Raw genomic sequence first — 26,829 nt, forward strand, 5'->3', positions numbered from 1 at the left:
ATGTACAACTAACAAGCAAACTTTTCAGCTATTGGCCGGATGGCAGTACCAGATTAACGCTGATAAACGATTTCAACACCTTCGTCGTCATCTTCATCCCAGTCGTCGTCCCACTCTTCTTCGGCTTCAGCCTTGGCGGCTTCCAGCTGTTCGCGGTGGTAGTCATCCCACATGAAGTCAACTTTTTCAGGCGCCTTGTTCTCTACTTCGGCTAACGCTTTCGGCTGAGTCTCAAGGAAATTCATTACATCCCAACAGAGGGCATTTACCCCTTCCCGGTTGGCCGCGGAAATCAGGTAGTATTTACCTTCCCAACCCAGCGCCGACGCGATTGCTTTCGCGCGTTTTTCAGCCTCGCCTTTCTCCAGCAGATCTACCTTGTTGAATACCAGCCAGCGCGGTTTTTCCGCCAGAGAAGCGCTGTATTGCTGCAATTCATTGACGATCACTTTAGCATTTTCGATAGGATCGGATTCATCAACCGGAGCCAGATCGATCAAGTGCAGTAGTACGCGGCAACGTTCCAGATGTTTCAGAAAACGGATCCCAAGCCCCGCTCCTTCGGAAGCGCCTTCGATAAGCCCAGGTATATCCGCCACGACAAAGCTTTTCTCGCTATCCATACGCACAACGCCCAGACTCGGCACCAGCGTAGTAAACGGATAATCTGCCACTTTCGGTTTAGCCGCAGACACCGCACGGATAAAGGTCGATTTCCCGGCGTTCGGCAGCCCTAACATGCCGACGTCCGCCAGCAGCAACAACTCTAGCAGCAACTCACGCTCTTCGCCCGGCGTACCGTTGGTTTTCTGCCGTGGCGCACGGTTGACAGAGGATTTGAAGCGGGTATTCCCCAACCCATGCCATCCGCCTTTGGCAACCAGCAGTTTCTGCTGATTACGAGTCATATCACCCAACACTTCGCCCGTGCTTTTATCCAACACGCGAGTACCAACCGGCACTTTAATCGTAATATCTTTGCCGCGTTTACCCGTGCAGTCACGGCTTTGGCCATTCTGGCCGCGTTCCGCACGGAAACTTTTCTCAAAGCGATAATCAATCAGGGTATTGAGGTTTTCATCCGCCAGCAGATAGACATCGCCGCCGTCGCCGCCGTCGCCGCCATCAGGCCCACCATTGGGAATATATTTTTCACGGCGGAAGCTGACACAGCCATTGCCACCGTCACCCGCAACCACCAGAATCGTGGCTTCATCTACAAACTTCATGAACTGTCTCCGCAAAAACCAATAAGAGAATGACCGACGCGTTTGAATAATTTATTGGTTCTCTTTGGCTCAACGAATAGGGTTGATGACAGATAACCGCAGTATGCCACCTGCCACTGAAAAACCGACGCATCAGAACCGTTCCGATAAAAGGGCGCTGATTGTACCTGCTTGGCGAAAGGATTTCACCTGTATTAAAAATAATCAGCCCTTATCTACTTCGCCATTCACCCCCACAACACGATGACCGCCATCGCTACAACATCGGATGTCTGGCACGTTTTGATGCGATAAAACGGTGTCCAATTGCTGAGAACATCGCACCAGCCACGACCACAAAGGCCCCAACGTATCCCAACAGATTAAGTGCAGGCGCAGCAAATACTGATGGCCAGACTAATGACAGCAGATCAGAAAAAAGCAATGTAAACAATGGCGTCAAGGTGATAATGGTACTCACCTGAGCAGCCTGCCAGCGAGCCATGGCCTCAGCCAATGCACCGTAACCAACCAGCGTATTCGCGCCGCAAAACAACAAACAAGCCAATTGCCAGCCGGTCAACTGAAACAACGCTCCTGGTTTCGCCAACGGCGTAATAAACAACACACAGAGCGCGTAGAGCAAAAAAAGCAGTTGCTGTGACGTCAGGCGACGTAGCAATACCTTTTGTGCTACGCCATAAGCAACCCATACGGTAGATGCTGCCACACCCAGCAAGATCCCGAAGGTATAATCCGTCAGACGGGTAAACAACTCCACCAAGCTGTTGTTGAAAAACATCAACAATCCACAGACCAATATTCCGGCACCGATAACCTGATTGATACGCATCTTCTCTTTTAGGATAACGACGCTGGCGACCATCAATCCTACCGTCGACAACTGTCCGATCACCTGTGACGCGGTCGGGCTGAGGTATTGCAACGAAGAGCTGAACAGCACGAAATTCCCCAGCAATCCACCGGTTGCTATCAGCAGCAGAATCCACCAGCGCTGATGATCGAACATCTGTGGCTTTGGCAACGCATCTTTACTGTACAAGAAAATGCCCAACCCGACAGACGCAATCAAAAAACGATACCAGACAATGGTATAAGGCTCCATCGTCACCAGAACCTGTTTCATCGCAATTGGCAGCGCCCCCCAACATATAGCCGTGGTAAGTGCCAGACCAAACCCGATACCAGCATTCTGTTTCATCACGTCACCTGTTTTTATTGGTTTCTTTATCGTACGCGAGCTTATCGTGCAATATAAATGTAAAAAGCCCCGCAACAAGTGCGGGGCTTTGCAATTAAACCTGATACCGAAAAATTACTCAGCAACAATGCTGATATATTTACGGTTGTTCGGGCCTTTAACTTCGAATTTGACTTTACCGTCAGACAGAGCAAACAGGGTGTGGTCTTTACCACAGCCTACGTTGCTGCCGGCGTGGAACTTGGTGCCACGCTGACGAACGATGATGCTGCCAGCCAGAACTGATTCACCGCCGAAGCGTTTTACGCCAAGACGTTTGCTTTCTGAGTCGCGGCCGTTACGAGTAGAACCGCCAGCTTTTTTGTGTGCCATTAATCCGCTCTCCTAAAACTTAAGCGCTGATGCCGGTAATTTTCACGTCAGTGAACCACTGACGATGGCCAGCCTGCTTACGGTAGTGTTTACGGCGACGAAACTTAACGATTTTAACTTTCTCGCCACGACCATGAGCAACAACTTCAGCCTTGATTTTGCCGCCATCGACGAAAGGAACACCGATTTTGACATCTTCACCATTGGCAACCATCAGCACCTGGTCAAACTCAACAGCTTCACCGGTTGCGATGTCCAGCTTTTCCAAGCGAACGGTCTGGCCTTCGCTTACTCGGTGTTGTTTACCACCACTTTGGAAAACTGCGTACATATAAAACTCCGCTTTCCGCGTGCTTCCTTGAATGATGTGAAGCGCGCTATAAATATTCACAATAGGGCGCGAATTCTACGCAAAAAACCTACTGATGACAAGCGCAGAATCAATCAATGTGAAGAAAAAGGATACAACCTCTGAACTGCCGTTTATCTGTGCCGTTTTTCAAGTACAATCGAACTTAACGTTCCCTTTTCAATGCCGATATCCTCATTATTTTCACGGCAAAACAGAAGCAATCAGTTGGCAGAAACAATGAACTTAGAGCAAATCACAGCGTTAAGCGCACAAGATATGGCCGCCGTCAACCAGACCATACTGGATCAGCTAAACTCTGACGTTGTCCTGATTAATCAGTTAGGAAATTACATCATCAGCGGCGGTGGTAAACGCATCCGTCCGATGATCGCGGTGTTGGCAGCCAGAGCACTGAGCTATCAGGGTGATAAACACATTACTGTCGCGGCGCTGATTGAATTTATCCATACCGCCACACTCCTTCACGATGATGTGGTCGATGAAAGTGACATGCGCCGTGGAAAAGCCACGGCGAATGCCGCGTTCGGCAATGCCGCAAGCGTACTGGTCGGCGACTTTATTTATACTCGCGCCTTCCAGATGATGACCAGTCTGTCTTCACTGCGTGTCATGTCGTTGATGTCTGACGCTGTTAACGTTATTGCTGAAGGCGAAGTGCTCCAACTGATGAACTGTAACGATCCAGACATTACGGAAGAGAGCTACATGCGGGTGATTTACAGCAAAACAGCCCGGTTATTCGAAGCGGCAGCGCAGGCTTCAGCCATTCTTTCAGGTGCCAGTAACGATCAGGAATTAGCACTGCAAGAATATGGCCGGTACCTGGGCACCGCTTTCCAACTGATTGATGATTTACTCGACTACAGCGCTGACGGCCACACGCTGGGAAAAAATACCGGCGATGACCTGAATGAAGGTAAGCCTACGCTACCGTTACTCCATGCTATGCACCACGGCAATGAAGAACAGCGCATCATGATCCGTCAGGCGATTGAACAGGGTAATGGCCGCCATTTGCTGGAACCGGTGCTAGCGGCCATGCAGTCCTGCGGCTCCCTTGCCTATACCCGACAGAGAGCAGAAGAAGAAGCCGATAAAGCCATCACCGCTATTCAATGCCTGCCTGCCAGTGATTTTCGCACCGCGCTTGAAGGTCTGGCTCATCTCGCGGTGCAGCGCGACTTCTAAATCACTCTTCTTTTTTGCTTCTGTATTCCTGTGGCCCGTTTTCCAGGCGGGCCAATATCCCCACCGCTCCTTCACGCAGGATATGCCCGATCAAGCGGGTACGCTCTTCCACAGAAAGCTGGTGGTAAATCTGCATCCAGGTACACTCCTGCACGCTTGACGATGTTCCCGTTATATTGTCAGGCGGCGCTTCCCGCATCAGCGTAGTTTTCACCTCTTCCGGCAGGCTCCAGATAGCGTATTCGACGCCTTTGCCCTGTACACCTTTGCGACGCCGTCTTTCCCAACCATGCTCCTTCGCCTTTTTATTCAGTCCTTGACGAGATCTCGGTAATCCAGCCACACCTAACAGCTCATTGGTTGTAAACCATGTTTTTTCCATTATTAATTCTCCCTTTCATCTCTTTCCTGATACGAATACATAATCAGATGACAAAAATATCGATTACGTTTCCATATAATAGACTAATTTTAGTCAAACGACTAACGCCATAGCGTTAAAGGCCGAATTAATTATGATCAGAAAAATTCCGCAGGAAGAAATCAGGCGAAAGAATAAGAGAAAGCCATTCCACAATAGTACAAACGGGAATGGCTCAGTCGGACGCTTAATCAGAAAAATCTTTTATCAAAGTAGCGCTCACCATATTGGCAAGGCCCAGTTGCTTCAACGTAGAAGACACGCCTTCGCGCATGATATACGCAATCAATTTTTCCCGTTCCGGGACGGACAACTGATGATAAATCTGAATCCAGACAGACAACATGTCTGACGGCTTTGCAGAATATTCACCTGACGTTTCCTGCATCAGCAGCGTTTGCTGAACAGACTGAGGCAAGCTATGGATAGAATATTCCACCCCCCTTCCTTGTACACCTTTACGGCGACGCTTTTCCCAACCATCTTCTCGGGCCCGCTTATTCAATCCTTGCCGTGATTTAGGGAGTCCGCCGATACCAACCAATTCGCTGGTCGCAAACCACTCTTTTTTCATGTCCTTTTCATCCCGATAGTGATACTCGTTGCTCATTCAGATCCATTTGGAAATTAATTTGGAAATATTAAGGAAATTGGTGCTATATTATTTCCAAATAATGGCTTTTGGTTAGCTAAACCATTCACCATTAGCTGTTAGTTATACCATTAATACGCTGTCGTCTTAATAGCAATAAGGGAAGGATTATGAATTCAAGGAAAAATGACTGGCATCCCGCCGATATTATTGCGGCACTGAGAAAGAAGGGGACAACGCTGGCTGCCGTATCACGTGGCGCCGGGTTGAGCTCTTCCACGCTAGCCAATGCCTTATCCCGTCCATGGCCGAAAGGCGAATGGTTAATAGCCGATGCGCTGGGTATTCATCCATCAGAAATATGGCCCAGTCGCTATTATGATCCTGAAACACAGGAACTACTCGACCGCAAAAAACTGATCCGTCCACAATCGGATCCACAACCCGAATAATACTTCTGGCAAAAGAAAGGCCGGAGAATATACTCCGGCCCCATCAGCAATACGGGCTATACACGAAGGTAATTATTGCTTGTTAACGAACTCTTCGCCCAACACGATATCCTGCTTCAGAGTATCCAGCATACTGGTCAGAGCCTGTTGTTCGAACGCGCTCAACGTCCCGATATCTTTACGCTCGGCTACGCCGTTTTTGCCCAGCAACAGCGGTTGTGCAAAGAAACGAGCATATTTGCCGTCACCTTCGACGTAAGCGCACTCAACTACACCGCTTTCACCTTGCAGAGCACGGACCAAAGACAGACCAAAGCGCGCAGCAGCCTGCCCCATAGACAATGTTGCTGACCCACCGCCAGCTTTTGCTTCCACAACCTCAGTACCCGCATTCTGAATACGTTTGGTCAGGTCAGCCACTTCTTGTTCAGTGAAACTCACGCCTGGAATCTGGGACAACAACGGCAGAATGGTAACGCCGGAATGACCGCCGATAACCGGTACTTCAATAGCCTGCGGCTGTTTGCCTTTCAGTTCAGCTACGAAAGTATTCGAGCGGATAATGTCCAGCGTTGTCACGCCAAACAATTTGTTTTTATCATAGACACCAGCCTGTTTCAGCACTTCGGCAGCAATCGCAACCGTGGTATTGACCGGGTTGGTGATGACGCCGATACAAGCTTTAGGGCAGGTACGGGCAATCTGAGAAACCAGGTTACGCACAATTCCTGCGTTAACGTTAAACAAATCGGAACGGTCCATGCCCGGCTTACGCGCAACCCCGGCAGACATCAACACAATATCTGCACCTTCCAGAGCCGGAGTCGCATCTTCACCACTGAACCCTTTGATTTTTACGTCGGTAGGAATATGGCTCAGGTCAACAGCCACCCCTGGCGTAACGGGAGCGATATCATAAAGAGAAAGCTCTGAACCGGAAGGAAGCTGGGTTTTGAGGAGAAGAGCAAGGGCTTGACCAATGCCACCTGCGGCTCCGAGAACTGTAACTTTCATCCTAAACTCCTTATTATGTTAAGTAAAATTACCGTGGATGCGTTTAGTTAAAAACGTTTATGCTCGCGAGAGAAGCCAGGAACCAGACCTGCTTTCAGATGGGCACTACATAGGTCCGCTGCAATCAGTTGGTGCTCAGCGATAACGCACTATGTGATTAATAATAAACTAACAATCTGCCTGATATCTGAAAGGTAATTAAAGTAACAGGCCATTGTGGCGTGCCCCGACATAAGCCCACGACTGATTAACGGGTATGTTACATTACACCTGCAAGCAGCCCCCAAACAACATCATTTTGATAACATTTATTTTACTTTTATGTGATGTGGAGCACATTTTCTGACACCCTGGAAAAGTATCGCTCCACCAAACTTATAACCTGTTTCTTCAGTCCAATAATTCGGTTTTATACGCATTCATATTGCATAAAAATTCATTTAAATGCATAATGTTCTTATTGTTTTCTATAATTTCCCGGACACGGTGCAGAATGCGTAATCCCACTAAACAAGAAGATCTGGTTAAAGCGTTCAAAGCGCTGTTAAAAGAAGAGAAATTCAGCTCTCAGAGCGAGATTGTACAAGCGTTACAGGACGACGGTTTCGATAACATCAACCAGTCCAAGGTATCTCGAATGCTGACCAAGTTTGGTGCGGTACGTACCCGTAACGCAAAGATGGAAATGGTTTACTGCCTGCCAGCAGAGTTAGGTGTTCCCACCACCACCAGCCCACTGAAAAATCTGGTACTGGATGTAGATTACAACGATGCGGTGGTCGTCATTCATACCAGTCCAGGTGCGGCGCAGCTAATCGCACGTCTGTTGGATTCGCTGGGCAAATCTGAAGGGATTCTCGGCACTATCGCCGGAGATGATACCATTTTCACCACTCCAGCCAGAGGTTTTAGCGTCAAGCAGTTGTATGAAGCCATACTGGTATTGTTTGAACAAGAACTATAATGTCCATTCCGCCCCGTCATATGTTCGGGGCGAAGGAAATAGCCAAAACATCATAATGCGGGCAACTCAGCCAGCGGCCAGCGCGGTCGCACGGTAATACCAAGCTCACCCGTTACCCCATGAGCAAACCGTACTGCCCCCGCATACGCAATCATCGCGCCGTTATCAGTACAAAATTCAGGGCGAGCATAGAACACATCGCCCCCCCGTTTGACCATGATGTCCGCCAGCCGCTGGCGCAATGTCCGGTTGGCGCTCACGCCCCCCGCCATCACCAGTCGACTGAACCCAGTTTCATCAAGCGCACGCCGACACTTAATAGCCAGAGTATCAACGACAGCATCTTCGAACGCACGTGCGATATCTGCTTGTGTCTGCGGATCGTTGCCATTCTCACGGATGGTATTAGCAGCAAAGGTCTTCAAGCCAGAGAAACTAAAATCCAGACCAGGCCGGTCAGTCATTGGTCGGGGAAAGACAAAGCGGCCCACATTCCCATTTTGCGCCATTTTCGACAGCAACGGTCCACCAGGATAATCCAGCCCCAGTAGCTTGGCGGTTTTATCGAACGCCTCACCAGCCGCATCATCAATGGATTCACCCAGCAAACGGTATTCGCCAATACCGGTAACACTGATCAACTGGGTATGACCACCGGAGACCAGCAGCGCGACAAACGGAAACGCGGGAGGATCATCTTCCAGCATCGGTGCCAGCAGATGACCTTCCATGTGGTGAACCGGTATGGCTGGCACATTCCAGGCAAACGCCAGTGAGCGCCCCACCGTTGCACCAACCAGCAGCGCCCCCACCAGACCAGGGCCTGCTGTATAAGCGACGCCATCGATATCACCAGGCTGTAGCCCGGCCTCTTTTAGCGCTGCCTGAATCAATGGTACGGTCTTGCGGACATGGTCGCGGGAAGCCAATTCAGGCACCACGCCGCCATAATCGGCATGAAGTTTTACCTGGCTGTAAAGCTGGTTCGCCAGCAGCCCAGCCTGCGTGTCATAAATCGCAACGCCGGTTTCATCGCAGGATGTTTCAATACCCAATACGCGCATTACTGTTTTCACTCTCGGTTACATTAACAGCGACCTGGCAGGCCGCTTGATTCAGGCGGCGCATAGTCTACCATAAGCCCGGCCACAGACGAGCTAACCCGCATCGCGCGTTTTATGATCGCTGATGGACTTTACAAACGCGCGCCAGTTGCAGTAGAATTCCGCACCATTTTGAAAAGGCTGGCACAAGGCCAGCAACAAACCGAATTTACTGAGGTGAGAGGCACATGCCGGTAATTAAAGTACGTGAAAACGAGCCGTTCGACGTTGCTCTGCGTCGTTTCAAGCGTTCCTGCGAAAAAGCGGGTGTTTTGGCTGAAGTTCGTCGTCGTGAATTCTATGAAAAACCGACTACCGAACGTAAACGCGCTAAAGCTTCTGCTGTGAAACGTCACGCTAAGAAGCTGGCTCGAGAAAACGCACGCCGCACTCGTCTGTATTAATTTTTGGAGGGTTATCCTCCACCGCGTGATTAATCCGCAGACTTAGCAGTTGCATACGAAGGCCGTGTATTTCCGAAAGGAATGCGCGGCTTGTTGTCGTTTATAAACGTATATAGATAAGGGGCTTATGGCTGGACGTATTCCCCGCGTATTTATTAATGACCTGCTAGCCCGCACCGACATCGTTGACCTGATCGATGTGCGCGTCAAATTGAAAAAGCAGGGCAAGAATTATCACGCGTGTTGCCCGTTCCACCACGAGAAAACCCCTTCGTTCACCGTAAACGGTGACAAGCAGTTCTATCATTGTTTTGGTTGCGGTGCCCATGGCAACGCCATTGATTTCCTAATGAATTATGATCGTCTGGAATTCGTTGAAAGCATTGAAGAACTGGCTGCAATGCATGGCCTGGACGTTCCTTACGAGGCGGGCACCGGCCCGACCCAACTTGAACGTCATCAGCGGCAAAATTTATACGAGCTGATGGAACAATTAAGCGCGTTTTACCAACATACATTAAACCAGCCTGCAGGCACTCCGGCGAGAGAGTATCTGTCCAGACGTGGTCTGAGCGATGAGATAATCCAGCACTTCGCCATCGGATGCACGTTGCCAGGGTGGGATAATGCGTTAAAACGTTTTGGCCGCAACAGCGAAAACAGAGCCACATTGACCGATGCCGGCATGTTGGTGACCAATGAGAATGGTCGTACTTATGATCGTTTTCGTGATCGGGTGATGTTCCCCATCCGCGACAAACGCGGACGGGTTATTGCTTTCGGTGGTCGGGTGATGGGTGACGGCACCCCAAAGTACCTGAACTCGCCAGAAACCGAGATTTTTCATAAAGGCCGGCAACTGTATGGCTTGTATGAAGCACAGCAGAAAAATCCGGAATTGAAGCGACTGCTGGTGGTCGAAGGTTACATGGATGTGGTGGCGTTGGCTCAGTTTGGCATTGATTACGCGGTCGCGTCGTTAGGAACATCAACGACGGCAGACCATATTCAGTTGCTGTTTCGCGCCACTGATCAAGTCGTGTGCTGTTACGATGGCGACCGAGCCGGGCGCGATGCCGCCTGGCGAGCGCTGGAAACCGCGCTACCCTATCTGGATGATGGTCGGCAGCTGCGCTTTATGTTCCTGCCCGATGGCGAAGACCCGGATACGCTGGTTCGTCAGGAGGGTAAGGCTGCTTTTGAACAACGTATTGAGCAGGCGATGCCGCTATCGGCATTTTTGTTCGATTCGCTGTTACAGCAGGTAGACATGAGTACTCCAGACGGACGCACTAAGCTCAGTACGCTGGCTTTGCCCCTTATTGGTCAGGTGCCGGGTGAAACGTTGCGCTTATACTTACGTCAACAGCTTGGTCGTAAACTGGGGCTGCTGGACGACAGCCAGTTGGATCGCTTGTTGCCGAAAACAGCAGAACAAACATCGCACTATCAGCCTCCACGGCTAAAAGTCACAACTATGCGTATACTAATAGGACTTTTAGTACAAAATCCGAGGTTGTCCGCCGAGGTGCCGGAACAGGCATTGGATGGCGTGGAAGAAAACAAAGTTGCAGGGCTGGAGCTGTTTTTAGATCTGGTGAAGACCTGTAACGAAAGCCCAGGGATGAACATGGGGCTGCTGCTGGAGAAATATCGAGAAAGTAAATATCGCAAGCAGCTTGAAACCCTCGCAGCCTGGGACCATATGATTGAAGAGGACGTGCTCGAAGAAAAATTTCGGGTCAGTCTGGCTGAACTCTACGACCAGTTGTTACAGCAACGGATGGATACGCTTATTGCCCGTGAAAGAACGCATGGACTGAGCATGAATGAGCGCAAAGAGTTGTGGTCGCTACAACTGGCGCTAACACGAAAAAACTGATTTCCTGCGGCTTAATTGCCGATAAACAGTAGGGTCGAGCCCTACAGCGTGCCGCTACAGGGGCTGCGGCAAATAAGAAAAATTCCCCTAATGTTATTGTTAGCGATTTACGCTGACCGACACCAACCCAATATTCTGAAGTGTGGATACCGTCTTATGGAGCAAAACCCGCAGTCACAGCTCAAGCTGCTTGTCACCCGTGGTAAGGAGCAAGGCTACCTGACCTATGCCGAGGTCAATGACCATCTGCCGGAAGATATCATCGACTCTGATCAGATCGAAGACATCATCCAGATGATTAACGACATGGGCATCCAGGTGATGGAAGAAGCACCGGATGCCGATGATCTCATGCTGGCTGAGAATACCGCTGATGAAGATGCTGCTGAAGCAGCAGCACAGGTATTGTCCAGCGTCGAATCTGAGATTGGTCGTACGACCGATCCGGTGCGCATGTACATGCGTGAAATGGGTACCGTCGAACTGCTGACCCGTGAAGGGGAAATCGATATCGCCAAGCGAATCGAGGATGGCATCAATCAGGTTCAATGTTCCGTTGCCGAATATCCGGAAGCCATCACCTATCTGCTGGATCAGTATGATCGTGTTGAAGCGGGAGAAAACCGCCTGTCCGATCTGATCACGGGTTTTGTCGATCCGAACGCCGAAGAAGATCTGACGCCAAACGCAGCGCCTGAAAACGCCGAGCTGGCCGATGAAGAAATGGATGACGACGACGACGAGAACGAAGAAGACGAAGACGACGCCGATGATGACAACAGCATCGACCCGGAGTTGGCACGTCAGAAATTCACCGAACTGCGCGAACAGTACGAAGCGACCCGCCTAAGCATCAAAGCGCATGGTCGCAGCCATCCGTCTGCTATTGACGAAATCAACAAACTGTCTGAAGTGTTCAAGCAGTTCCGTCTGGTGCCAAAACAGTTTGACCTGCTGGTGAACAACATGCGTTCCATGATGGACCGTGTGCGCGCGCAGGAACGCCAGATCATGAAGCTGTGCGTAGAACTGTGCAAGATGCCGAAGAAAAATTTTGTCACGCTGTTTACCGGCAACGAAACCAACAGCAAGTGGTTCGAAGCCGCTCTTTCCATGGGCAAACCCTGGTGTGAGAAACTACGCGAAGTTGAAGACGATGTGCATCGCAGCTTGCAGAAACTGCAACAGATCGAAGAAGAAACCGGTCTGACTATTGAGCAGGTGAAAGACATCAACCGCCGTATGTCGATCGGCGAAGCCAAGGCCCGCCGCGCCAAGAAAGAGATGGTGGAAGCGAACCTGCGTCTGGTTATTTCGATTGCCAAGAAATACACCAACCGTGGTTTGCAATTCCTGGATCTGATTCAGGAAGGCAACATCGGTTTGATGAAAGCAGTGGACAAGTTCGAATACCGCCGCGGCTATAAGTTTTCCACCTACGCTACCTGGTGGATTCGTCAGGCGATTACCCGCTCCATCGCGGATCAGGCGCGCACCATCCGTATTCCAGTGCACATGATTGAGACCATCAACAAACTCAATCGTATTTCCCGCCAGATGTTGCAGGAAATGGGCCGTGAGCCGACGCCGGAAGAGCTGGCTGAACGTATGCTGATGCCGGAAGACAAGATCCGCAAAGTATTGAAGATCGCCAAAGAGCCGATCTCGATGGAAACGCCTATCGGTGACGATGAAGATTCCCATCTGGGAGACTTCATCGAAGATACCACGCTGGAGCTGCCGCTGGATTCCGCTACCTCGGAAAGCCTGCGTTCCGCCACCCACGACGTACTGGCTGGCCTGACCGCACGTGAAGCCAAGGTGCTGCGTATGCGTTTCGGTATCGATATGAATACCGACCACACGCTGGAAGAAGTTGGCAAACAGTTCGATGTGACCCGTGAGCGTATTCGTCAGATAGAAGCGAAAGCGCTACGCAAATTGCGTCACCCAAGCCGCTCCGAAGTCTTGCGTAGCTTCCTGGACGATTAATAAGATTTGTTATCGCTTCCACCAAACCCCCGGTTCCAACCGGGGGTTTTTATTTTGGTGACGATCATCCCGACTCGCCCATCAGCGATGAAAAAGCAACGCTGTAACCTTGTTCGTTAGCCTCTCGTCTGTTCTCAGTAGAACCAGAATGAATCCTTAATAATAACAATCTGCTGTAGAGTGAATACAAAACAACCATATGGTTGCCGGGCTATAGACCCGACTAGCCGGATTACCTATAATTAGCGTCCGCCTGGCCCCTTAGCTCAGTGGTTAGAGCAGGCGACTCATAATCGCTTGGTCGTTGGTTCAAACCCAACAGGGGCCACCAAATTTTAGCTTTAAAATCATATAATTAAGCCACCTCTTAGCAGGTGGCTTTTTTGTATTAGGTGGATAAGTGGCGATAAAGTGTCGCTCAATGATCATCCTGTTCCCTGCACCACCTCGTAGCTGTTATCCAACAGCATAAAATCGTACTGCCGCTGCGAAGAGAGAACCACTTGCCGGTCTTTAGTCACAAAAACGGCTTCAATGTGCGGTAACTGGGACAGGTACGCCAGCCCTTTTTCTACTCCCAGACCGTAAATCAAGGTGGTGTAGATGTCTCCGTCGATGGAGGCGTCGGAAATGATGGTCACGCTGAGTAATTCGTTATCCAGCGGGTAGCCGGTTTTCGGATCGAGGATATGGTGATACAGGCGACCATCGCACTCGAAATAACGCTCGTAAATGCCGGACGTCACCACTGATTTGTTGGTTACCAGCATCATACCGATAAGCTCGCCATTGTCGCAAAACGGTTTTTGCAAGCCGACTGACCAGGCCGTCTGGCTGGCGTGTTGCGGTTTGCCCATCGCCAGTACGTTGCCGCCCAGATTGATCAACGCATGATAGACATGGTGCTGGTACAGGAATTGTCTGATGACATCGGCGATATACCCTTTCGCAATCGCGCCCAGATCAATTTCCATCCCTGTTTTCTCCAGCCATACCGAGCATTCCTGCGCATTGAGCACGACGTGGCGAGGGTCAGTCAGCGCCAGTAACGTCCGCAGTTCATCGGCGGGTGGTACGCTGTGGCCATGAAAGCCGATTTTCCAGCATTTGACCACCGGTCCAATGGTGAAATTAAAGCAACTGTCCTCCAGCAGGCTGACCTCTCTGGCACGCTTAATCAGATTGAACAGCAACTGGCTGACGACGACCGGGTGTTTCCCTGCCGCCTGATTGATATCCATGACCGCGGAGCTGACCCGGTTAACGGTCAGCATATCCTCCAGTTGTTTAATGCGACCAAACACCTGCGATGCCAGATGTTCATTCGGCTCAAACAATTTGAGCTGTATAGGCGACCCCATGAGTACGGTGGAATAGGTATAAACCCGATCATCTGGCTGCATGGCGGATAACCCCGATAGAAAAGCGAATTACGCCTGCGTCAGCAGCGAGTTCTGACGCAGGCTGGCGTTAATTACATCTGTACGTAGGATGCCGCGTTACGACCCGCCTGAATACCAAAAACAATGATATCGGCGACGGCGTTACCGCCGATGCGATTGCTGCCATGAATGCCACCCACTACCTCACCCGCAGCGAAAGCGCCCCGAATGACCCGTTTTTTGCTGTCCAGCACCGCGGTATCGGCGTTGATCACCACACCCCCCATGGTGTGATGCACGCCGGGCGCGATGCGGATTGCATAAAACGGCCCCTGATTGATGGGGTGACGCAATGCGGTTTTACGACCAAAGTCATCGTCATGCTGTTTTTCAACAAACCGGTTGTAGCGCTCCAGCGTCGCCAGCAGGGCGTGCGGGTCGATAGCCAGCTTGTCTGCCAGTTCACGCGGAGAAGCGGCGCTCACCACAAACCCACGGGACAAATACTCGTCCGCCGCCTTGTTCTTCACCCTCACCTGCTCATCAAACAGGATATAAGCGTACTTCTCTGGCAGGCCGATAATTGATGCCGACACCTTGTCGCGGGTTTCCATCTCATTAAAGAAGCGCTGACCCTGCTGGTTCACCAGAATCGCGCCGCCGCCGCGAATAGATTCGGAGATAAGATAAGACGTGTTTTGCTCCACCGTTGGATGAATTTGAATTTCTTCCAGATCAACGGTATCAGCTCCCATTTTCTCCAGAATCGCAATACCGCTACCCGTGGCTCCTTTATGGTTGGTGGTGACAAAGCCGTCCAGATCCGGGCGGTATTTCACCACCATCTCACGGTTGGCGCTGAACCCGCCGGTGGCAACCACCACCCCTTTGGTGGCAATAGTTAGCTGCTCATTATCCTCGTTAAGCACGCGAACACCGGTAATTGCGCCGCCTTCGTGAACGATATCGACAACCGACGTCTCCAGCATCACATCGATATTGCGCTTGTTGATGTTTTTTACCAGTCCGCTGATCAGGAAACCACCGACCGCCGAACCGTCTGCCGGTCGATGGGTGCGATCCACGCTCATCCCGCCGGTAATGGTAATGTCGTTTAGTTCGATGCCACGCTCCGCCAACCATTCAATCGCCATCGGCGCGCCTTCCACGAATCGTTTCAGCAAATCGGGGTTATTTTTTTGCTTACCGCCTTTCAGGGTTTCCTCGTAAAACCGTTGCTTGTCGTCAACAATGCCTTTCATTTTCTGGAAACGGGTGCCTGCCGCATTCATTCCCACAGAAGCCTTGATGGTATTGCCACCGATGCTGGACATCTTCTCGACAATCAGCACGCTGGCTCCGTCATCGCACGCCTGAATCGCCGCCGCCAGGCCCGCGCCACCACTACCGATGACGACCACGTCATAACGCTGCATTTGGGACGGATCACCGCCTTCCGCCATAATCGCCGCCTTGCAGGATTTGGCCAGCGCTTTGGATACCGCTTTCTTCACTGCCTCACTTTGGGTGGTAGCGCCAGTGACGGCATCCACATGCGGGCTGTTGGCATCAAGAATGCGGGAACGGATAACCTCAAAGCTACTGATGAAATCGGCATTCAGTTGCGAATTACGCTCCAGCGTAACGTCGGCGATGCGATCCGTTTCCAGACTGACGTTAATCACCAACTCACCAGCAGCATCATCCTGAACGTTTTCCTGAAATACACCGGCCTTGAATTTTTTCGCCGACTGGCTCATGTCGCGGATCATCGCTTCCACCAGTGAGAAACGCCACAGCGGTTCCGGGATGGTCAGGGCCTCACGTTGAGTGCTGTCGATAAACAGTTCAAGCTTCTGCTGGCTGATGAGGCGATCAGTCCAGTCCGGATAAGCAATGCAGGCTCTCCCTACCGCAACCAGGTCGTAACCGTGCTCCAGCGCGGCATCCGCATCGGCTTTATTTACCACGCCGCCGACGCCGATAACCGGCACCTTCGCCAGAAGGTCTGAACGCATGGCAACATATTTGCTAATCAACGGGGTAGGATCGAGGGTATCAACGATGGAAGATCGCAGGGTATGGCCCATTGAGAAGTGCAGATAATCCAACCCACGCGCCGCCAGTTTCTCCAGCAGATACAGCGTATCGTCAAACCGAATCCCCGGCTCTTCGATTTCCTCCGGCGAGAAGCGATAACCGATGATGAAGGTCGCATCCGCATACTGGCGCGCCATCTTGTGGGTGATCTCCAGCACGGCAAGCGGGAATCTGGCGCGGTTGTCGCGGCTGCCGCCCCATTCGTCGGTACGCAGGTTAGAGTTCGGGGAGTAAAACTGCTGAATCAGATAGGTATTAGCGCCGTGAATTTCCACGCCGTCGAAGCCGGCTTCAATGGCGCGGCGCACCGCTTCGCCAAATTTGGCGATCATGGCGTCCACCTCTTCGCCCGTCAGCGCTACCGGCACCGCCGCACCTTCACGCGGTGCGGCAACTGCGCTCGGCCCAACGGGCGACTGGCCACCAATCAGTTTCGGCTCCACCATACGTCCACCATGGTAGATCTGCAGAATGGCTTTCGACCCCTTCTCCTTGATGGCCGAAGCGATTTTCGCCAACCCGATAACCTTATCGTCATTGTCGATGCCAATGGCGCCCGGAAACGCCAACCCTTTATCATCGATAAAACAACACTCCACAATCACTGCGCCGATACTGCCGGCACGCACCTGATAGTACTCCACCAGCTCTTTGGTGACGGTGCCGTCATAAAAGCCGGTACAGGTGGTCATGGGTGCCATCAGCAGACGATTTTTAAGCTCGACGCCATTGGGCAAAGTAAACGGACTGAGTACCTGGTTATTAACGCTCATAATAAGAGACTCCATAAATTACCAATGTTTTATATGCTTCAAATTTGTTATCGGTTTATTGTTTTTTATTTTGCTTAGCGGGCCGATGTCATAACGTTAATATGAGTGGCTTTTTAGTTTCTAAATAATCAAATTAGTTAATTAACTAATGATTTATTATTATGTCATCGTGTTGTTGAAAGAGTGATTCATGAAAAAACAACTCATTCATATTCGTTAAAAATAAGACAACACTTTATTTACCTGATACCTGAGTAATTCATACCTACTCATTCAATAATTCGGATTGCCGGAAAAACAGGCTACACACTGGAATACGCCATTGGTTGGCACTGTTTATCAAAGCGAATATTTGTCAAAGCGAATGTTTGTCAAACCAAATAGCAGACCCTGCGATTGCACGCCAAACTCAATCATATTGATTTTAAACGAATCAAGATCGGTAGTAGCGTTGCACACAGTTTGCTGTCTTGCCGAGGGAACCCTGCAACCTGAGGTATTTAGGATATCTATTTCACTGGCATCATTATTCACAACTTACGCTGAGAACATTTACGCTGAGAACATTGCCGGCATAAAACGGTCACCCCAGTGACCATATGCATAGGGGAAAGATACGGTGAAATAACATCAACCGATGAGGACTGATTATTCAGAATGAAAATGATTCATGGCGACTCATTTCACATGCAAAGAAGACAATGATTTCTAAACATGGTTTCTGAACATAAAGCTGATACATGAAACCTGATGAGTAAATTACTGGAGCCTGACGTTGCCGCATCAGGCTCCTCGTCTGATTACGGCGTGGGCAACAGAAATGCTTTAAACTGTGGCGTCATCACCGCTTCAAATCCCTTATCGGTTTTCGTAATCAGATACACCGCCAGTCCTTGCTGTTCTGCCAGTTTCAACGCCTTGTCCTTACCCAGCACCATCAGCCCGGTGTCCCAGCCATCCGCCTCCAGTGCGGTTCTGGCAATCACGGTGGCGGAAACCAGCTGATGCGTAATCGGCCTACCGGTAGCCGGGTCGATAACATGCGAATAGCGTTTGCCATCCTGCTCAAAATAGTTGCGATAGCTGCCGGAGGTACTGATGCCGTAGCCATGCAGATCCACCGCCGCCTGAATGGCATTCTCCTTGTCGGTAGGTTTCTGAATAGCGACTCGCCAGGGTTGTCCCTGCCCATTAACGCCACGGCTGGAAATCGCCCCACCTACCGATACCAGATAGTTGGTAATGCCTTTACGGGTCATCAACTGTGCCAGCAGGTCGGCACCGTAACCTTCGCCCAGCGTGGAGAGATCCACATACAGGCCGGGCAGGTCTTTCTGCAACCATTCCCCCTGATGATTGCTGATAAGACGAAGGTGATTTAGCCCGACCTTACGCCGTGCTTCATCAATCTGCTGCTGACTGGGGATGGTGACCGGCTGCTTCTGCGGCCCGAATCCCCACAGGTTAACCAACGGTCCCACTGTGATATCCATCGCTCCGCCCGTCGCCCGGCCAATACGTTGCGCAGCCAGAATGATATCCGCCATGCCATTACTGATAGGCTGTGGCTCAGTACCGGTGTCACGATTAAAGCGGGACAACACGGAATCGCTGCGGTAGGTAGAGATTTCGTTATTAGCCTGCTCCAGCAACGCATCGATCTCCTGCTGCAACTGCTGGCTGCTTTCCGGCAACTCTCCACTTATCTTCACGCTATAAAACGTACCCATGGTTTTGCCCTCAAACGTGGTGAAGGGGCGCGAATCATTCACGGGCGATTGCGGTTTGCAGGCACTCAGCGCGCTGAGTACACCAAGCAAAAGGATGGATTTTAGGGCGAAAGACGCCATGAGCCGTACTCCTTGAATCACAATGACGCGATATTGATAGAGCAAGTACGGGTGATTGAAAAGCACAGATGGGAAAAAACCTGTCTGAACGCAAGAGATCGACTAAACAGAGCCGGAATGTTGCGGTTGCGGCCCTCAAAGACAGAGCGCGCCAGCCGGCGCGCTCCAGTCATATCTGGCATACCGTTATTGCGGCGCTTTTGGCGGCATCGGCTCTTTCAGATGTCTGTCGAATTTATCGTTGAACTGTTTTTTCTGTTCCGGCGTCAGCACGTTATACATTTTATTCTGAATTTCCAGGTGTTTGAGCATACGGGCTTTGCTGGCTTCAGCCATTTTATTGGCTACCGCTTCAGCTTTCGCTTTATCAAAGCTGTCAGCGGCAATCAGGTGGTGCCATTCGGCGCGATCATCAGCCGAAGGCCGTTCTCGGTCTTTTTTGGCATTCTCCATGATGTCGCGTATTTTCTGGCGCTGCTCGTCGGTCAGATTCAACCCTCTAAACATATTCTGTTCCATCCCGTGTTCGCCACGCTCGCCGTCATGGTGTCTCATCATGCGTGCATCCTGATCCGGCGGGGTAGGATCCTGAGCATAGGCAAATCCGGCACTCCCCAGCGCCAACGCAGAGGCAACCATAATCACAGTTAATTTAGACATAGGACCTTCCTTCACGTTACGGTTTTAATTATTAACGCATCGGAATGCGTCAACCTTTGCGATGCAGTATAGGTCGTGGAATTTCAGTTAATCGGGTGCCTGGGTAAAACTTTGCAAGGAAGGCATTCACAATTCCACCAATTGTGGAGAAAACGCCAGAACGCTGTAAGTGGCGGCGAGCTGACGCCGCCATCGGATAACCGCCGCAGGATTTCTCAGAGCAGCGAACGATGAAACGCGGCAGCGTCTTTGGCCAGCGCATCCAGATGGGAGCGGATCAGGTTGATTTTCTGCAACAACGGGTTACGTTCAGGGGACTCATCCATCATGTTTAACCGGGTAACCAGTTCATTGATTCTTGCACACAAATCCGCTTCGCGCTGACGAGCCTGTACCAATTGCAAGTGAAGGTGCTGATAGTCGCGCTGCCAGATCTGTTGCTGTCGGCTGACACTGGCCTCCAGCGCCTGCAATGCGCTTTCCAGCCGTGCTTCCAACTCTTCGATACACATAGAGGTTCCTTCTGACGTACCTTCTCTCTCTGACATAACCTGCGGATTATAATGACAGTCCCGCGCGACAACAAATGCCGGGCGGGATCACCGCATCTAGCGACTCTGGGTTTTTACCGCACGCAACACAACGAATTTCGCATTACTGGCAACATTTTCACAATTGCCGAACAACCGCTTCAGCTTGTGGAAATAGTCCAGATGGCGGTTGCCGACTATCCGCAATTCGCCGCCTACCGCCAGGCAGCGGCGTGCATCCAAAAACATCTGCCAGGCAATGTCATCGGTTATCGCCTGCTGCTGATGGAATGGCGGATTACACAACACCGCCTGCAGGCTGCCTTGCCCGACTCCCGTCAGCGCATGGTTCACCACAAAGCGGCTGCGCGCCATATCCTGTGGCCGGTTGACTTCCACATTGTGCTGGCTGGAGGCCACCGCCATATAGGACTCGTCGAAAAAGCTGACATACGCTTGCGGATTCAGCGCCAGCGCGGTCAGGCCGATAACACCGTTGCCGCACCCCAGATCAACAATCTTACCGTCCAGTTGTTGCGGCAGATGCTGCATGAAAAAACGGGCGCCAATATCCAACCCGCCGCGGGCAAACACATTGGCGTAATTGTGGATACGGGCATTGTGGATAGGGCTGGCAGCGTCATCCAACAGCCAGACCGTCATCGCCGGTTTGTCATCAATAACGCGCGCTTGTGGCTGGCAGTGAATCAATCTGGCTTTTTTCCAGGCCAGCGAAGTACGAGTCGGACCCAGAATCTGCTCGAACAGTTGCAACGTGGATGTGTGAATATCACGCGCTTTCGCACCCGCGATAATCACGGTTTGCGGCGTCACCACCTCGCGCAGTTGACGCAACTGGTGCTCCAGCAGCGCCAGTGTTTTCGGCACTTTCAACACCACCAGCGCTGGTGCGTCTGGCAAGGGAGCCAGGCTATCTTGCAGCGTGACCGACTCCGGCGCATAACCATTGAGCGACAGGTTATGCCGGGTCGCCAGTTGGCTGAGGTATGAGTCACTGATGCAATAAGGCGCTTGCGCCTGTAAGCCACAGGCCAACGTGCCGAACGCATCATTGAAAATCAGACGAGGACCGGGACCAATCGGCATCGTCGCCAGTTCCCGCAGCAGATACTCATCCGCCGCTTCCCATGCCTGCAACGATGACTCGCGTTCAGACTGCGGATAGCGGACCAACGTCAGGTTATGTGTTTCCAGCTCAAGTTGGCTCATGGCCTCTCCTGCAATACAAAATCTGGCGCTGTTTATCCCTTAAAACAGCGTCGCAGTAAATGGTTTTCCTGCTGATGCCCACTATTCATCCACTGACACCCCTATCCATCGGCTACGCCACGTCAAAGCACATCGACATAGAAGGCAAGAGGAAGAGTTTGACCCTGTACAGGAACTATCCTATCTTTGGAATTGCAAAGGGGAGTAACTTCTCGCTGGCTAATCGTCATTACAGTGCAGGCGCACTCGGTTACCAGGCAACCTTAATGACTTTATCCGCATTAAGTTGTAAGTGAGACCTTGCCAGAAGGCGAGGTCCATTTGCAGCACCGTGAATAGCAAACGGCCTGTGCCTTCTGACACAGGCCGTTTTGTTTTCTGACAACAGGGCCACGACACACTTCCTCATCGGAAAGGCGCTAAGGGATACGGTTATGGTAACGATAGGAACCCCGCTGCTGTGGAGCAGCTTCGCAATCATCGTGGTAATCATGCTGGCTATTGACCTGTTTTATCAGGGCAAGAAAGGCGCGATGGTCATGACCTTTAAACAGGCCGCCGCCTGGTCGCTGATTTGGGTCACACTCTCAATACTATTCAACGCCGGTTTCTGGTGGTATCTCAGCAGTACCGTGGGCCGCGAGGTAGCAGATACTCAGGCGCTGGCGTTCTTTACCGGTTACCTGATAGAAAAAGCGCTGGCCGTCGATAACGTGTTTGTCTGGCTGATGCTGTTTAGTTATTTCGCCATTCCCGCACAGTATCAGCGTCGGGTACTGGTTTATGGCGTGCTGGGGGCCATCGTTCTGCGTACCATCATGGTGTTCGCGGGCAGCTGGCTGGTTTCTCAGTTCCAGTGGCTACTGTACCTGTTTGGTGCGTTCCTGCTGATAACCGGGCTTAAAATGGCGCTGGCGAAAGAAGACGATGCCGCTATCGGCGAGAAACCGGTCGTGCGCTGGCTGCGCGGTCACCTGCGGATGACCGATACCCTGCAAGGCGATCGTTTTTTCATCCGGCAGAACGGCTTGCTGTACGCCACACCGCTATTTCTGGTGCTGGTGATGGTGGAAATCAGCGATGTGATTTTCGCGGTAGACAGCATCCCCGCGATTTTTGCCGTCACCACCGACCCGTTCATTGTGCTGACGTCAAACCTGTTCGCTATTTTGGGATTGCGCGCCATGTACTTCCTGCTGGCAGGCGTGGCGCAGAAGTTCTCCATGCTGAAATACGGGCTGGCGGTGATCCTGATCTTTATTGGCATCAAGATGATGCTGATCGATCTGTTCCACATCCCTGTCGCCATGTCGCTCAGCGTGGTGGCTGTGATCTTGCTGGTCACCATTCTGATCAACCTCTGGGTTAACCGATGCGCTACGCGCTAACCCTACCCCATACTGAATACCGGCGTGCGCCCCGCTTAACCGCGGGGCAATTCCTTCAGGCGCTTTTGGTGGTGGATTGCGGCTCATTTACTCTGAACGGGTCGATGCCGTTACGCTGCATACGCCAGAAGCGGATGATATTGAACCCGTTTATCACCAGAAAACTGGCCTCAATCAGCGATCCGCCAATCGACCCCAGCCAGATGTTGTGCATCACCCACAACGCCGTCGAACACCAGATGATGCAGCGCGTCGTCAACCCATGCGCGCGGAACAGCGCCCAGGTACTGCACACTGTGCCGATGATCGGCAGCAGTTCCATCGGGTGTTTCACACCCGGCAGGCCTAGCCCCAGCGTCAGGGCAATAAACACAAACATCACCACGATATTGCTGGTTTTCAGGGTGATCAGGGTGCGGCCTGAATTGAGCAAGGCGCTCACGCCCGCCGCATGTGCCCCCATCAGGAAGAAGTGGCAAGCGATAACCGCACTGTAAGCGGAGAGTTGGATTTTGAATTTTTTTTCACTGCGGTTGAAAAACATGGTGATACCGACAAAAAAAGCCAGTACACCAACAGCCTGGGCAAACACGTAAGAAGTCATGATTCCTGCCTTAAAGCGCCATGATGAAAAAACGGCGTTCAAATAATGAAACACCGTTTTATTTTATGTGAAATCGTTTAGATTTACAACGCCAGGCTTATCACGATCGGTTCTATAACGTTACACCGCTTTTAAATATCGCCAGTTCGCGGAAGTCGTTGATCTCATTTTTCGCCGGTTTACCGTTGGCGATATCGACAATCAGATCGACAAACTGCGACAGCAACTCATCCATCGACATGCCGTGAATCAAGCGACCCGCGTCAAAATCGATCCAGTGCGGTTTCTTCTGCGCCAGTTCGGTATTGGTCGCCAGTTTCACCGTCGGCACAAAGCCGCCGTAAGGCGTACCACGACCGGTACTAAACAGCACCATGTGACAACCAGCCCCCGCCAGCGCGCTGGTGGCCACCGCATCGTTACCCGGTGCGCTCAGCAGGTTCAACCCCGGCGTATGCAGGCGCTCGCCATACTTGAGCACATCCACCACCTGACTTTGCCCGGCTTTCTGAGTACAACCGAGGGATTTCTCCTCAAGCGTAGTGATACCACCCGCTTTGTTGCCCGGCGACGGGTTCTCGTAAATCGGCTGATTATGTTCAATGAAATACTGTTTAAAATCATTGACCATATGCACGGTTTTCTCGAATGTACTCTCATCGCGGCACCGGCTCATCAGAATACGTTCGGCACCGAACATCTCCGGCACTTCGGTCAGCACCGTCGTGCCGCCGTTGGCGATGAGATAATCCGAGAAACGTCCCAGCAGCGGGTTGGCGGTAATACCGGACAGGCCATCCGAGCCGCCGCACTCCAGACCAAATTTCAGTTCGCTCAGTTTACCCGGCTCACGGCGATCGTCACGCATTACCTGATACAACTGGTGCAAGCGTTCCAGACCGGCTTCCACTTCATCTTCCTGCTGCTGGCAGATCATGAAGTTAACGCGATCGGCGTCGTACTCGCCCAGCGTGTCACGAAACGCGGACACCTGATTGTTCTCACACCCAAGACCAATCACCAATACCGCCCCAGCGTTCGGGTGGCGCACCATGTTTTGCAGCATGGTACGGGTGTTTTCGTGATCCTGCCCTAACTGGGAACAACCGAACGGATGGGTGAACAGGTAAACGCCATCGATACCTTCCGCATTATTGGTTTCCTTGAGGAAACGCTGCTGGATCTGGCGGGCGATGCCGTTAACGCAACCGACGGTCGGCAGTATCCACAGTTCATTGCGGATACCAACGTCGCCGTTTTTACGGCGGTAGATCTGCACCTCACGATCCACCATCTGTTCCGGCAGACTGATGAACTCCGGCTGATACTGGTATTCATCCAGATCGCTCAGGTTGGTTTTCGCGTTCTGAGAGTGGATGTGCTCACCCGCGGCAATCGCCGCCAGTGCATGACCAATCGGCAGACCGTATTTCACGATCATCTCGCCTGACGCTATCGCCTTGAGGGCGAATTTGTGCCCGCGCGCCACCGCCTGCGGCAGCGTCAGGGAGACATCACCCACCGACACCGTTTCGCCCTGTGCCAGATCGCGCAAGGCAACGGCGACATTGTCCAGTGAGTGAATTTTAATGATGCTCTGCATGGAGACGACCTTATGCGATTAGCAATAACCCGCTAACGCGTCGCGCATACCGCGCTCGACGATAGCCTGCAACTGTTCGGTGACCAGCGATGCCAGACCGGGCACCTGCGTCAAATCCTGTTCCCAGTGCTCCTCATCCCCCAGCACGGCATTCACCACCTGCGCCAGCGACGTGGTGCCAGCGCGCACGCCGCTCCACAGCACTTCGTAACGCTCCAGCCAACGGGCGTCGTCCTGCAACGGATAGCGGTCATCGTTACGCTCGCCGCGATAAAACGCGATCAAGGCTGCCAGCGCAAACGTCAGGCGCTTGGGCAACGCGTTATAACGTTCACGGTATGTCAGCAGTTGCGGCAGAATGCGGGTACGGAATTTGGTCATACCGTTCAGGGCGATAGACAGCAACTGATGCTGAATGAACGGGTTTCTGAAACGGCTCAGTACCGCCTCGGCAAACGACATCAGCTCGTCATGCGGTAAATCCAGTACCGGTACGATCTCTTCGGCAATCGTGGTTTCGACAAATTTGCCTATCTGGGCATCATTCATCGATTCACCCACGTTATCGAGGCCTGCCAGAAACGCCACCGGTACCAGCGCGGTGTGGGCACCGTTCAGAATCGCCACCTTGCGCTCTTTATAAGGCTTGATGTCATCAACAATGCGCACGTTCAGTTTCAGTTGGTTCAGACGCAGTTCTTCTGCCAGCCACTGCGGCCCCTGAATCACGAACAGGTAGAAATACTCAGCGGTATCCAGAAAGGTGTCCTGATAACCCAGTTCCTGTTGTAACGCGTCCACTTCATTGCGTGGATACCCCGTCACAATGCGGTCCACCAGCGTTGAGCAGAAGGTGTTGTGCTCGTTAAGCCAGGTGGTGAACGCTGCCGGCAGCGCCCATTGCGCCGCATAACGCAGCACCAGCTCTTTGAGTTTTTCGCCGTTGTAATCAATCAATTCGCACGGCAGCAGCACCCAGCCTTTATCGGCGGCGCCATTAAAATGATTGAAGCGTTCGAACAGCAGACGGGTCAACTTCGCCGGGAAGCTGGCTGGCGGCGTGTCAGCCAGTTTGTCATCAGCATGGTAGCTAATACCGGCTTCCGTGGTGTTGGAAAATACAAAGCGGATGTTGGCGTCATGCGCCAGCGCCAGATACTCATCAAACTGACGGTACACGTTGATTTCACGGTTAACCGAGCGGATAAGGCGCGGCTCGCGCACCGCGTCGCCCTGTTCGTTCAGGCCGCGAATAATGGTGGTGTACAAACCCTCCTGGGTATTCAGCGCAGGCGGGAAATCGGTATCAATCGGACGAACCACAACAATACCCGCGTCCAGATCAGTATGTTCATTCAACAGATCCAGTTGCCAGTCAACAAAGGCGCGAAGGAAATTGCCTTCGCCAAATTGAATAACGCGGTCAGGATGACGACGGCCAGGAAAATCACGACGATTGAGCGTTTGCATTAACAAGCTACCTCAGAACACGACACTATTTCGGGACGAAACCCAGTCGGGA

At 51.7% G+C, this 26,829-nt stretch carries 24 protein-coding genes and 1 tRNA gene; 8 read left to right on the forward strand and 17 right to left on the reverse strand.

Features of this window, described 5'->3' with window-relative positions; translation table 11 throughout:
• Nucleotides 1-53 precede the first annotated feature (53 nt).
• The 4 genes from cgtA to rplU form a co-directional block, all read right to left on the reverse strand.
• Entirely contained in the window at nucleotides 54-1,229 is a 1,176-nt protein-coding gene (gene cgtA, locus Dpoa569_RS16630) for an Obg family GTPase CgtA (protein ID WP_042868498.1), read from the reverse strand.
• A 256-nt stretch (nucleotides 1,230-1,485) separates the two neighbouring features.
• The gene (locus Dpoa569_RS16635) at nucleotides 1,486-2,430 is read right to left on the reverse strand and encodes a DMT family transporter (RefSeq protein WP_042868496.1); all 945 of its coding nucleotides are present in this window, start codon (nucleotides 2,428-2,430) and stop codon (nucleotides 1,486-1,488) included.
• 114 nt (nucleotides 2,431-2,544) lie between these two features.
• A complete protein-coding gene (gene rpmA, locus Dpoa569_RS16640) occupies nucleotides 2,545-2,802 on the reverse strand; it encodes a 50S ribosomal protein L27 (RefSeq protein WP_012771136.1) in 258 nt (85 codons plus the stop codon).
• 19 nt (nucleotides 2,803-2,821) lie between these two features.
• A complete protein-coding gene (gene rplU, locus Dpoa569_RS16645) occupies nucleotides 2,822-3,133 on the reverse strand; it encodes a 50S ribosomal protein L21 (protein ID WP_016943772.1) in 312 nt (103 codons plus the stop codon).
• A gap of 258 nt (nucleotides 3,134-3,391) precedes the next feature.
• Here rplU and ispB point away from each other — a divergent pair, with 258 nt between their 5' ends.
• Nucleotides 3,392-4,363: an octaprenyl diphosphate synthase gene (gene ispB / locus Dpoa569_RS16650; RefSeq protein WP_042868494.1), complete on the forward strand. Its 972-nt coding sequence runs from the start codon at nucleotides 3,392-3,394 to the stop codon at nucleotides 4,361-4,363.
• Nucleotide 4,364: 1 nt separating this feature from the next.
• Here the strand turns inward: ispB and Dpoa569_RS16655 are convergent, their stop codons facing one another.
• Both Dpoa569_RS16655 and Dpoa569_RS16660 read right to left on the reverse strand, forming a co-directional pair.
• Nucleotides 4,365-4,745 (reverse strand): DNA-binding protein, encoded by a 381-nt coding sequence (locus Dpoa569_RS16655; protein WP_042868493.1) that lies wholly within the window; start codon nucleotides 4,743-4,745, stop codon nucleotides 4,365-4,367.
• Between the two features lie 226 nt (nucleotides 4,746-4,971).
• Complete coding sequence (locus tag Dpoa569_RS16660) at nucleotides 4,972-5,358, reverse strand: DNA-binding protein (RefSeq protein WP_042873760.1); 387 nt, start codon at nucleotides 5,356-5,358, stop codon at nucleotides 4,972-4,974.
• 188 nt (nucleotides 5,359-5,546) lie between these two features.
• Here Dpoa569_RS16660 and Dpoa569_RS16665 point away from each other — a divergent pair, with 188 nt between their 5' ends.
• Nucleotides 5,547-5,828 (forward strand): helix-turn-helix domain-containing protein, encoded by a 282-nt coding sequence (locus tag Dpoa569_RS16665; RefSeq protein ID WP_146411580.1) that lies wholly within the window; start codon nucleotides 5,547-5,549, stop codon nucleotides 5,826-5,828.
• Between the two features lie 72 nt (nucleotides 5,829-5,900).
• On the opposite strand, the gene mdh is transcribed toward Dpoa569_RS16665, so the two are convergent.
• Nucleotides 5,901-6,842 (reverse strand): malate dehydrogenase, encoded by a 942-nt coding sequence (gene mdh / locus Dpoa569_RS16670; RefSeq protein ID WP_042868488.1) that lies wholly within the window; start codon nucleotides 6,840-6,842, stop codon nucleotides 5,901-5,903.
• A 493-nt stretch (nucleotides 6,843-7,335) separates the two neighbouring features.
• On the opposite strand from mdh, the gene argR reads away from it, so the two are divergent.
• Nucleotides 7,336-7,806 carry a transcriptional regulator ArgR gene (gene argR / locus Dpoa569_RS16675; protein ID WP_042868486.1) on the forward strand — a complete coding sequence of 157 codons (471 nt, stop codon included), beginning with the start codon at nucleotides 7,336-7,338 and terminating at the stop codon, nucleotides 7,804-7,806.
• A 50-nt stretch (nucleotides 7,807-7,856) separates the two neighbouring features.
• On the opposite strand, the gene tsaD is transcribed toward argR, so the two are convergent.
• Complete coding sequence (gene tsaD / locus Dpoa569_RS16680) at nucleotides 7,857-8,870, reverse strand: tRNA (adenosine(37)-N6)-threonylcarbamoyltransferase complex transferase subunit TsaD (RefSeq protein WP_042868483.1); 1,014 nt, start codon at nucleotides 8,868-8,870, stop codon at nucleotides 7,857-7,859.
• Between the two features lie 227 nt (nucleotides 8,871-9,097).
• Here tsaD and rpsU point away from each other — a divergent pair, with 227 nt between their 5' ends.
• The 4 genes from rpsU (at nucleotide 9,098) to Dpoa569_RS16700 (ending at nucleotide 13,518) form a co-directional block, all read left to right on the forward strand.
• Nucleotides 9,098-9,313, forward strand: a complete 216-nt coding sequence (rpsU, locus tag Dpoa569_RS16685; RefSeq protein ID WP_001144069.1) for a 30S ribosomal protein S21 — start codon at nucleotides 9,098-9,100, stop codon at nucleotides 9,311-9,313.
• Between the two features lie 127 nt (nucleotides 9,314-9,440).
• The gene (dnaG, locus tag Dpoa569_RS16690; RefSeq protein ID WP_042868481.1) at nucleotides 9,441-11,195 is read left to right on the forward strand and encodes a DNA primase; all 1,755 of its coding nucleotides are present in this window, start codon (nucleotides 9,441-9,443) and stop codon (nucleotides 11,193-11,195) included.
• A 156-nt stretch (nucleotides 11,196-11,351) separates the two neighbouring features.
• A complete protein-coding gene (gene rpoD, locus Dpoa569_RS16695; protein WP_042868479.1) occupies nucleotides 11,352-13,187 on the forward strand; it encodes an RNA polymerase sigma factor RpoD in 1,836 nt (611 codons plus the stop codon).
• Between the two features lie 255 nt (nucleotides 13,188-13,442).
• Nucleotides 13,443-13,518 (forward strand) — tRNA-Ile (locus Dpoa569_RS16700).
• 94 nt (nucleotides 13,519-13,612) lie between these two features.
• Here the strand turns inward: Dpoa569_RS16700 and Dpoa569_RS16705 are convergent.
• The 6 genes from Dpoa569_RS16705 to rlmG form a co-directional block, all read right to left on the reverse strand.
• Nucleotides 13,613-14,590 (reverse strand): FAD:protein FMN transferase, encoded by a 978-nt coding sequence (locus Dpoa569_RS16705; protein WP_042868476.1) that lies wholly within the window; start codon nucleotides 14,588-14,590, stop codon nucleotides 13,613-13,615.
• A 71-nt stretch (nucleotides 14,591-14,661) separates the two neighbouring features.
• A complete protein-coding gene (locus Dpoa569_RS16710; RefSeq protein WP_146411583.1) occupies nucleotides 14,662-17,442 on the reverse strand; it encodes a flavocytochrome c in 2,781 nt (926 codons plus the stop codon).
• Nucleotides 17,443-18,242: 800 nt separating this feature from the next.
• Nucleotides 18,243-19,292, reverse strand: a complete 1,050-nt coding sequence (gene apbE / locus Dpoa569_RS16715; RefSeq protein WP_042868472.1) for an FAD:protein FMN transferase ApbE — start codon at nucleotides 19,290-19,292, stop codon at nucleotides 18,243-18,245.
• Nucleotides 19,293-19,478: 186 nt separating this feature from the next.
• Complete coding sequence (gene spy, locus Dpoa569_RS16720; RefSeq protein ID WP_042868470.1) at nucleotides 19,479-19,952, reverse strand: ATP-independent periplasmic protein-refolding chaperone Spy; 474 nt, start codon at nucleotides 19,950-19,952, stop codon at nucleotides 19,479-19,481.
• Between the two features lie 215 nt (nucleotides 19,953-20,167).
• Complete coding sequence (locus tag Dpoa569_RS16725; RefSeq protein WP_042868469.1) at nucleotides 20,168-20,464, reverse strand: hypothetical protein; 297 nt, start codon at nucleotides 20,462-20,464, stop codon at nucleotides 20,168-20,170.
• A gap of 96 nt (nucleotides 20,465-20,560) precedes the next feature.
• Nucleotides 20,561-21,712 carry a 23S rRNA (guanine(1835)-N(2))-methyltransferase RlmG gene (rlmG, locus tag Dpoa569_RS16730; RefSeq protein ID WP_042868468.1) on the reverse strand — a complete coding sequence of 384 codons (1,152 nt, stop codon included), beginning with the start codon at nucleotides 21,710-21,712 and terminating at the stop codon, nucleotides 20,561-20,563.
• 434 nt (nucleotides 21,713-22,146) lie between these two features.
• Here rlmG and Dpoa569_RS16735 point away from each other — a divergent pair, with 434 nt between their 5' ends.
• Nucleotides 22,147-23,100: a TerC family protein gene (locus tag Dpoa569_RS16735; protein ID WP_042868465.1), complete on the forward strand. Its 954-nt coding sequence runs from the start codon at nucleotides 22,147-22,149 to the stop codon at nucleotides 23,098-23,100.
• A gap of 55 nt (nucleotides 23,101-23,155) precedes the next feature.
• Here the strand turns inward: Dpoa569_RS16735 and Dpoa569_RS16740 are convergent, their stop codons facing one another.
• From Dpoa569_RS16740 to Dpoa569_RS16750, 3 genes are all read right to left on the reverse strand, one after another.
• Nucleotides 23,156-23,704 (reverse strand): YgjV family protein, encoded by a 549-nt coding sequence (locus Dpoa569_RS16740; protein WP_042868462.1) that lies wholly within the window; start codon nucleotides 23,702-23,704, stop codon nucleotides 23,156-23,158.
• A gap of 112 nt (nucleotides 23,705-23,816) precedes the next feature.
• Nucleotides 23,817-25,307, reverse strand: a complete 1,491-nt coding sequence (locus Dpoa569_RS16745) for a UxaA family hydrolase (RefSeq protein WP_042868460.1) — start codon at nucleotides 25,305-25,307, stop codon at nucleotides 23,817-23,819.
• 18 nt (nucleotides 25,308-25,325) lie between these two features.
• Nucleotides 25,326-26,777: a tagaturonate reductase gene (locus Dpoa569_RS16750; RefSeq protein WP_042868458.1), complete on the reverse strand. Its 1,452-nt coding sequence runs from the start codon at nucleotides 26,775-26,777 to the stop codon at nucleotides 25,326-25,328.
• Nucleotides 26,778-26,829: the final 52 nt, after the last annotated feature.

This window comes from Dickeya poaceiphila (assembly GCF_007858975.2).
Classification (GTDB): Bacteria; Pseudomonadota; Gammaproteobacteria; order Enterobacterales; family Enterobacteriaceae; genus Dickeya; species Dickeya poaceiphila.

Bases quoted from the DNA above. Each gene is read 5' to 3' on its own strand.
- cgtA (WP_042868498.1), bottom strand. From the start codon at position 1,229: ATGAAGTTTGTAGATGAAGCCACGATTCTGGTGGTTGCGGGTGACGGT.
- Dpoa569_RS16635 (WP_042868496.1), bottom strand. From the start codon at position 2,430: ATGAAACAGAATGCTGGTATCGGGTTTGGTCTGGCACTTACCACGGCT.
- rpmA (WP_012771136.1), bottom strand. From the start codon at position 2,802: ATGGCACACAAAAAAGCTGGCGGTTCTACTCGTAACGGCCGCGACTCA.
- rplU (WP_016943772.1), bottom strand. From the start codon at position 3,133: ATGTACGCAGTTTTCCAAAGTGGTGGTAAACAACACCGAGTAAGCGAA.
- ispB (WP_042868494.1), top strand. From the start codon at position 3,392: ATGAACTTAGAGCAAATCACAGCGTTAAGCGCACAAGATATGGCCGCC.
- Dpoa569_RS16655 (WP_042868493.1), bottom strand. From the start codon at position 4,745: ATGGAAAAAACATGGTTTACAACCAATGAGCTGTTAGGTGTGGCTGGA.
- Dpoa569_RS16660 (WP_042873760.1), bottom strand. From the start codon at position 5,358: ATGAAAAAAGAGTGGTTTGCGACCAGCGAATTGGTTGGTATCGGCGGA.
- Dpoa569_RS16665 (WP_146411580.1), top strand. From the start codon at position 5,547: ATGAATTCAAGGAAAAATGACTGGCATCCCGCCGATATTATTGCGGCA.
- mdh (WP_042868488.1), bottom strand. From the start codon at position 6,842: ATGAAAGTTACAGTTCTCGGAGCCGCAGGTGGCATTGGTCAAGCCCTT.
- argR (WP_042868486.1), top strand. From the start codon at position 7,336: ATGCGTAATCCCACTAAACAAGAAGATCTGGTTAAAGCGTTCAAAGCG.
- tsaD (WP_042868483.1), bottom strand. From the start codon at position 8,870: ATGCGCGTATTGGGTATTGAAACATCCTGCGATGAAACCGGCGTTGCG.
- rpsU (WP_001144069.1), top strand. From the start codon at position 9,098: ATGCCGGTAATTAAAGTACGTGAAAACGAGCCGTTCGACGTTGCTCTG.
- dnaG (WP_042868481.1), top strand. From the start codon at position 9,441: ATGGCTGGACGTATTCCCCGCGTATTTATTAATGACCTGCTAGCCCGC.
- rpoD (WP_042868479.1), top strand. From the start codon at position 11,352: ATGGAGCAAAACCCGCAGTCACAGCTCAAGCTGCTTGTCACCCGTGGT.
- Dpoa569_RS16705 (WP_042868476.1), bottom strand. From the start codon at position 14,590: ATGCAGCCAGATGATCGGGTTTATACCTATTCCACCGTACTCATGGGG.
- Dpoa569_RS16710 (WP_146411583.1), bottom strand. From the start codon at position 17,442: ATGAGCGTTAATAACCAGGTACTCAGTCCGTTTACTTTGCCCAATGGC.
- apbE (WP_042868472.1), bottom strand. From the start codon at position 19,292: ATGGCGTCTTTCGCCCTAAAATCCATCCTTTTGCTTGGTGTACTCAGC.
- spy (WP_042868470.1), bottom strand. From the start codon at position 19,952: ATGTCTAAATTAACTGTGATTATGGTTGCCTCTGCGTTGGCGCTGGGG.
- Dpoa569_RS16725 (WP_042868469.1), bottom strand. From the start codon at position 20,464: ATGTGTATCGAAGAGTTGGAAGCACGGCTGGAAAGCGCATTGCAGGCG.
- rlmG (WP_042868468.1), bottom strand. From the start codon at position 21,712: ATGAGCCAACTTGAGCTGGAAACACATAACCTGACGTTGGTCCGCTAT.
- Dpoa569_RS16735 (WP_042868465.1), top strand. From the start codon at position 22,147: ATGGTAACGATAGGAACCCCGCTGCTGTGGAGCAGCTTCGCAATCATC.
- Dpoa569_RS16740 (WP_042868462.1), bottom strand. From the start codon at position 23,704: ATGACTTCTTACGTGTTTGCCCAGGCTGTTGGTGTACTGGCTTTTTTT.
- Dpoa569_RS16745 (WP_042868460.1), bottom strand. From the start codon at position 25,307: ATGCAGAGCATCATTAAAATTCACTCACTGGACAATGTCGCCGTTGCC.
- Dpoa569_RS16750 (WP_042868458.1), bottom strand. From the start codon at position 26,777: ATGCAAACGCTCAATCGTCGTGATTTTCCTGGCCGTCGTCATCCTGAC.